Source organism: Dyella sp. AtDHG13, assembly GCF_003201105.1.
Lineage (GTDB): Bacteria > Pseudomonadota > Gammaproteobacteria > Xanthomonadales > Rhodanobacteraceae > Dyella > Dyella jiangningensis_B.
This window is the reverse complement of the sequence record NZ_QICJ01000022.1, coordinates 23,889-30,484: the sequence shown is the minus strand read 5'-3', so window position 1 is coordinate 30,484 and position 6,596 is coordinate 23,889. Positions and strand designations below refer to the sequence as shown.

General features: G+C 64.2%; 4 protein-coding genes. 1 reads left to right on the top strand and 3 read right to left on the bottom strand.

The window, feature by feature from the left end; all coding sequences use genetic code 11:
- Positions 1-658 precede the first annotated feature (658 nt).
- The 3 genes from BDW41_RS22515 to BDW41_RS22505 all read right to left on the bottom strand — a co-directional run bounded on the left by BDW41_RS22515 (position 659) and on the right by BDW41_RS22505 (position 4,383).
- Positions 659-1,405 carry an NrdJb gene (locus tag BDW41_RS22515; protein ID WP_074547371.1) on the bottom strand — a complete coding sequence of 249 codons (747 nt, stop codon included), beginning with the start codon at positions 1,403-1,405 and terminating at the stop codon, positions 659-661.
- 199 nt (positions 1,406-1,604) lie between these two features.
- Positions 1,605-2,123: a histidine biosynthesis protein HisIE gene (locus BDW41_RS22510; protein WP_083337552.1), complete on the bottom strand. Its 519-nt coding sequence runs from the start codon at positions 2,121-2,123 to the stop codon at positions 1,605-1,607.
- Positions 2,124-2,235: 112 nt separating this feature from the next.
- On the bottom strand, positions 2,236-4,383 hold the full coding sequence (locus BDW41_RS22505; RefSeq protein ID WP_074547369.1) for an adenosylcobalamin-dependent ribonucleoside-diphosphate reductase: 2,148 nt from the start codon (positions 4,381-4,383) through the stop codon (positions 2,236-2,238).
- A gap of 410 nt (positions 4,384-4,793) precedes the next feature.
- Between BDW41_RS22505 and BDW41_RS22500 the strand changes: the two genes are divergently transcribed.
- A complete protein-coding gene (locus BDW41_RS22500; protein WP_110301696.1) occupies positions 4,794-6,101 on the top strand; it encodes a Do family serine endopeptidase in 1,308 nt (435 codons plus the stop codon).
- The last annotated feature ends 495 nt before the right edge of the window (positions 6,102-6,596 follow it).

The following is a 6,596-nucleotide window of genomic DNA, read 5'->3' as shown; positions in this document are numbered from 1 at the left end:
CTCCTGGCATAGCTGCGCCAGCGCATAAAGCGCGAGCGCCACGTCGTCCAACGTGGAAAGCCGCAGCGATGCGGCACTCAGGCAGGTGGCCGGTGGCCCGGCGGTGGGCGAAACGCGGGGGCGTTGCCCGGGTGAAACGAAAGGGCACGAGCGTGCCTTATGATCGCTGTTAGCCATGATCAACTCTCTTTCAGTTGGTGATGGTTAGCGGGTCGCCGGTGTTAGCGCACCGGCGGCCCGCGACTCACGACATTGCTGCCGCGCCGCCCGCAACCCCGTCCGAAGACGCCCGCGAGCGGTAGCTCACACCTTAGTGCAGAGCCGGGGGCGAGCGCATCGGGGGTTTTACTTGGGGGTTTGTAGGGGTTTGGTGGGGGTGGCTTCACGGATTGAGCAATGAAGAATAGGGCGGCATTGTGAGTCTATGAAAAGCACCCAGAGTCCTTCTATGCTTGTTTTACTACCAGCCTAATAAGCGCAGCCGGGTAGACCTTAATGGCAGCCGCACAAACGCTGCTCATTTTCTATTCGATGGTCTGCGCAGCGCGGCGAGGCCGGGATCACTGCTCAAACCAATAGACGTAAAACTGCCTCGCTGCATCTTGCGGCTCCCATCTTCATCCCCACAGCATCCGTATTCGGCATATCAGTCCGAAACTTAACCGCACTTGCTATACCCACAATTCAAGCAAGTCTGGCACCCATCCATCAGCACCAGCGCCTGGGTGTTGCACTTGGCGCAGAGGGTGGCGCCGGGCGGGAAGCCGTTGGCGTTGGTTTCGGGCTTGGTTTCGGTGGCAGCGGGGGCGGCGCTCTTGCCGGTGGTAGCGGCCTCGTAGGCCGCGCGCTTTTCGGCGATGAGCTTGCGGGTGGACTCGTCCATTTCCGGGTCGTGGATGAGGCCGATGGTCTTCATGTGCTGCTCGATGACCGCGCCGATCTCCGCGACGATGCTGGGCATGTAGATGCCGCCGGCCTTGAAGTAGCCGCCGCGGGGGTCGAACACCGCCTTCATTTCTTCCACGAGGAAGGTGACGTCGCCGCCCTTGCGGAATACGGCGGAGATGATGCGGGTGAGCGCCACGATCCACTGGAAGTGGTCCATGTTCTTCGAGTTGATGAAGATCTCGAAGGGGCGGCGCTGTTCGTACTGGGTGCCGGCGTTGAGCACGATGTCGTTGATGGTGACGTACAGGGCGTGCTCGAACAGCGGGGATTTGATTTTGTAGGTGGAGCCGATGAGCGTTTCGGGACGCTCCAGGCTCTCGTGCATCTGGATGATTTCCGCCTTGGGCGCTTCCTTGGAGGCGGCCGGCTGGGGGGCGGGTGCGGCGGCAGCGGCGGCTTTGTCTTCGGGCTTGACGACGTTGTAGCCCTTGATCTTCTTTTCGATCTTGATCGCCATGGTGGGTTCTTCCGGAGATTTGGCGGCGCGGCGGCGAGGACGACTGCAGACCGGCGTCTTTCTGGCACTCGCGCGTCTACGCGCTGTAGGCCCTGGATTCCGGCCTTCGCCGGAATGACGGCTAGGGAAGGTCCGGCTGGTGTGTCGTCTTGGAACAAACCGGCCCGGCGTTTGGGCGCCGGGCCGGTTCGGGTGCTACTTACTTGCGGCGTGCGGCTTTCTTGGCGACCTTGCGGACGGCCTTCTTCGCGCTCGCCTTCTTGCTGGCAGTGGACCTCTTGACCGCCTTGGCGGCGGTTTTCTTACCGGCGGCCTTGCGGGCCGTCTTCTTGACTGCGGCCTTCTTGGCCGTCTTCTTGCTGCTGACCTTACGAACAGCCTTCTTGGCAGCGGTCTTGCGCACTGCCTTCTTGGCGGCCTTCTTCACCGCCTTCTTGGCAACCTTCTTGGCGGCGGCCTTCTTGACCGCCTTCTTCGCGGTCTTCTTGGCGGCGGCCTTCTTCACGGCCTTCTTGGCGGTCTTCTTGGTGGCGGCCTTCTTCACCGCCTTCTTGGCGGCCTTCTTGGCCGGAGCTGCCTTCTTGGCCGCGCTGGACTTCTTGGCGCGAGCCTTCTTGGGCTTGGCTGCCGGGGCCACTTCGACCACGGGAACCTCGACCGGCGCGTCGACGACCGTCACGGCCTCATCTTTCACATCAAACTCAGTATCGATAGACATGCGGGTAATCCCCTCCGACGTGGATTGAACTTTGTGTTGAGCCTTGCCACCGGATATTTCGGTGTCGTTCTTGGCAGTGGGCGATGCTTGTTACCAGGCACCGGGGCATAGTTTAGAACTTTCCGTAATACCCTTCCTTCAAGGCATCGAACAAATTGGCGGCTGTGTGCATTTCGCCGTCGTACTCCACTTCTTCGTTGCCTTTCAGTTCCACAACACTACCGTCCTCCAATTCGAAGCGGTAGAGGGTGTTCTCCAGATCGGCCTCTTTGACGAGCACGCCCTGGAACGCGGCCGGGTTGAAGCGGAAGGTGGTGCATCCCTTCAAGCCTTGTTTGTAGGCGTAGAAGTAGATGTCCTTGAAGTCTTCGTAGGGGTAGTCGGTGGGGACGTTGGCCGTCTTGGAGATGGAGGAGTCGATCCACAGCTGCGAGGCGGCCTGGATGTCCACGTGCTCCTTGGGCGTGATGTCGTCGGCGGCCACGAAGTACTCGGGCAGCTTGGACTTGGGGTCGTCCGAGAAGGGCATGGCATCGGCGTTGATCAGGGCGCGGTAGGCCAGCAGCTCGTAGCTGTAGACCTCGACCTTTTCCTTGGTCTTGCGGCCTTCGCGGATGACGTTGCGCGAGTAGTGGTGCGCGAAGCTGGGCTCGATGCCGTTGCTGGCGTTGTTGGCCAGCGACAGGGAGATGGTGCCGGTGGGGGCGATGGAGCTGTGGTGGGTGAAGCGCGCGCCGGTTTCGGCGAGCTGGTCCACCAGGTGGGGCGCCACGCTGGCCACGCGCTGCATGTAGCGGCTGTATTTGGCGTGCAGCACGCGACCGGGGATGGCGTCGCCCACCTTGTAGCCGTCGGCGGCCATTTCCGGGCGCTTGCGCAGCATGTCGCCGGTAACGGTGTAGTCGCGCAGGAGCACGGGCGCGGCGCCCTTTTCCTTGGCGAGATCCAGGGCGACTTCCCAGCCGGCCACGGCCATTTCGCGGGAGACGTCCTCGGTGAAGGCGACGGACTCGGCGGAGCCGTAGCGCATCTTGAGCATGGTGATAGTGCTGCCTAGGCCGAGGAAGCCCATGCCGTGGCGGCGCTTGGAGAGGATCTCGTTGCGCTGCTGCTCCAGCGGCAGGCCGTTGATCTCCACCACGTTGTCGAGCATGCGGGTGAACACCTTGACCACTTCGCGGTATTCGTCCCAGTCGAAGCGGGCCTTGGGGCCGAAGGGGTCGCGCACGAAGGTGGTGAGGTTGATGGAGCCGAGCAGGCAGGAGCCGTAGGGCGGCAGCGGCTGCTCGCCGCAGGGGTTGGTGGCGCGGATGTGTTCGCACCACCAGTTGTTGTTCATCTCGTTGACCTTGTCGATCAGGATGAAACCCGGCTCGGCGAAGTCATAGGTGGACACCATGATCATGTCCCACAGGTGGCGCGCGCGGATGTGGCCGTAGATCTTGCAGGCCACCAGGCCGTCTTCGCGCTCCACGTAGTTCTCGTGGGTGGGCCACTCGCGCCACACGACGGCGGCGGGGTCGTTCAGGTCGACCTCGTCCTGTTCCTTGACGTGCACGGGGAACACCAGGGGCCAATCCTGGTCGTGCTCCACGGCCTGCATGAAGCCGTCGGTGATGAGCAGGGACAGGTTGAACTGGCGCAGGCGGCCGTCTTCGCGCTTGGCGCGGATGAATTCCTTCACGTCGGGATGGCTGACGTCGAACGTGCCCATCTGCGCGCCGCGGCGGCCGCCGGCGGAGGAGACGGTGAAGCACATCTTGTCGTAGATATCCATGAAGGACAGCGGGCCGCTGGTGTAGGCGCCGGCGCCCGACACGTAGGCGCCGCGCGGACGCAGCGTGGAGAACTCGTACCCGATGCCGCAGCCGGCCTTCAGCGTGAGGCCGGCCTCGTGCACCTTCTCCAGGATGTCGTCCATGGAGTCGCGGATGGTGCCGGACACGGTGCAGTTGATGGTGGACGTGGCCGGCTTGTGTTCCAGCGCGCCGGCGTTGGAGGTGATGCGGCCGGCGGGAATGGCGCCGCGGCGCAGCGCCCACAGGAAACGCTCGAACCAGTGGTCGCGCAGTTCCTGCGTGGCTTCCACGTCGGACAGTGCGCGGGCGACGCGCTGGTAGGTTTCATCGACGCTGCCGTCCACCGGCGCACCCGACTTGGCCTTCAGGCGGTACTTCTTGTCCCAGATGTCGTAGGACGCAGGCTGCAGCGGAATGGCGGCGGCATCGCGGTTTACGGCTGGTGCACGCATGGTGCTCATCGGCTTCCTGACCTCCCGGCATGGCCTTCAACGGCCCGGTGTTGGCTTGTTCTGTTGGCTCATCCGCTCGCATCGGTAGGCGCGAAAAACGAACGTCTGCGCTTGCGCCGATGCCCGCGTTCCCTGCCCGACCCGGTAACCCCCTCCCCCCGGGAGAGTCCCGTGACACCAGCTCTTGGGTGAACACCCCGCCTTGTCACACAAGATGTTGTGGTCGCGAACGAAGGTGAAAGTTACCCCTGCCCTTGGCCGATGTAAAGTAATTTTCGTCATGGTCGTGCGACGGAACCGGCGGCGCCGCGATGAGTCGAACGACGGTCGTTTCCACTCGTGAAAAAGGAGCTTCCATGTCTGCCCGTTTCGTCCGCCGGTTGGCTGCCGCCGCCTTCGTGTTGGCTGCCGCGACACCTATGGCCAGCCACGCGACCTTGCCGCCTTCGGTCGACGGACAACCGCTGCCGTCGCTGGCGCCGATGCTGGAGAAGGTGACGCCGGCGGTGGTGAATATCTCCACCAAGACGCGCGTGCAGGTGCGCGATCCGTTCTTTGACGATCCGGTGTTCCGCCAGTTCTTCGGCCTGCAGGGCGGGCCGCGTTCGCGCGTGGAGCAGAGCCTGGGCTCGGGCGTGATCGTGGATGCGGCCAAGGGTTACATCCTCACCAACAACCATGTGGTGGGCGGCGCGGACGACATCACCGTGACGCTACAGGATGGCCGCGACTTCAAGGGCAAGCTGGTGGGCACCGACCCGGACACCGACGTGGCGGTGGTGAAGATCGAAGCCACCGGCCTGCAGGCGCTGCCGATGGCGGACGCCGGCAAGCTGCGCGTGGGCGATTTCGTGGTGGCCGTGGGCGACCCGTTCGGACTGGGGCAAACGGTGACCTCGGGCATCGTGTCGGCGCTGGGCCGCTCGGGCCTGGGCGGCGCGGGCTACCAGAACTTCATCCAGACCGATGCGTCGATCAACCCCGGCAACTCCGGCGGCGCGCTGGTGAACCTGCGCGGCGAGCTGGTGGGCATCAACACGATGATCATTTCGCCCTCGGGCGGCAACGTGGGCATCGGCTTTGCCATTCCTACCAACCTGGCTGGCCAGGTGATGCAGCAACTGGTGGCCAACGGCAAGGTGAACCGCGGCAACCTGGGCGTGGAAACGCAGGACATCACCCCGCGCATCGCCAAGGCGCTGGCGCTGAAGGACAACGTCGGCGCGGTGGTGACGCGCGTGACCACGGGCTCGGCCGCCGACAGCGCGGACATCCAGATGGGCGACGTGATCACCGCCATCAACGGCAAGCCCGTGCGCAACGCGCAGGACCTGCGCAACGCGGAGGGCCTGATGCCGCTGGGCAGCACGGTGAAGCTGACCGTGCAGCGCGCCGGCGCCAGCCGCGAAGTGACCGCCAAACTGGTGCCGGAGAAGCTCGCCACGCTGGACGGCGCCAAGCTGGATGCACGCCTGGCCGGCGTGACCTTCAGCGAGCTCTCGCAGAGCCAGCGCGCGCAGGGCATCGGCGGCGTGGGCGTGGGCTCGGTGCGCGCGGGCAGCCGCGCGGCGCAGGCGGGCCTGCAGCCCAACGACATCGTGATCGGCATCGGCAACCTGCGCGTGCCTGACTTGCGCACGCTGCAGCAGCTGGCGGGGGTGAATCCGCGGCAGCTGGTGCTGGTGGTGGCCAGTGATGAGGGGGTGCGGTACGTGGAGGTGCGGTGAGTTGTTGCTGATGGTGCTGCCTTGTTTGGCATGTAGTGCCTGAAGCGAAGAGCGAAGGCGCTGGATCCCCGCCTTCGCGGGGATGACGGTGAGGGGAATGATGCTTTTGCGCAGGTGGAGGCCATCGCTTCGGTTAGACCAAAGCTTTGCAAACTCCCTCACCGTCATCCCCGCGAAGGCGGGGATCCAGCGCCTTTCGCTCTGAACCCAAACCCGCAACACCCAGTCGCACCCAAACCTGCGACTAGCCCCGTCTCCGCGCGATATCCACTAACGGGGCATGAACGCGCAAGGCGCGGCGTGCCCCACGTCGCGCTTTTCCACGATGCAACCGTACGAATACGCTTGCGGTAAGGCCGCAAGCTGGATGAAATAGCCGGGTTACACCTGCACGCGCGCCCGTTTTCCATCCGGCGGCTCGCGAACGCCATCATCATCATCCCGGGGTTCTCCACCGCCATGTCACGACGCCTTTCCCGTTTGCTTATCGTTGCG

Bases quoted from the DNA above. Each gene is read 5' to 3' on its own strand.
- BDW41_RS22515 (WP_074547371.1), bottom strand. From the start codon at position 1,405: ATGGCGATCAAGATCGAAAAGAAGATCAAGGGCTACAACGTCGTCAAG.
- BDW41_RS22510 (WP_083337552.1), bottom strand. From the start codon at position 2,123: ATGTCTATCGATACTGAGTTTGATGTGAAAGATGAGGCCGTGACGGTC.
- BDW41_RS22500 (WP_110301696.1), top strand. From the start codon at position 4,794: ATGGCCAGCCACGCGACCTTGCCGCCTTCGGTCGACGGACAACCGCTG.
- BDW41_RS22505 (WP_074547369.1), bottom strand. From the start codon at position 4,383: ATGAGCACCATGCGTGCACCAGCCGTAAACCGCGATGCCGCCGCCATT.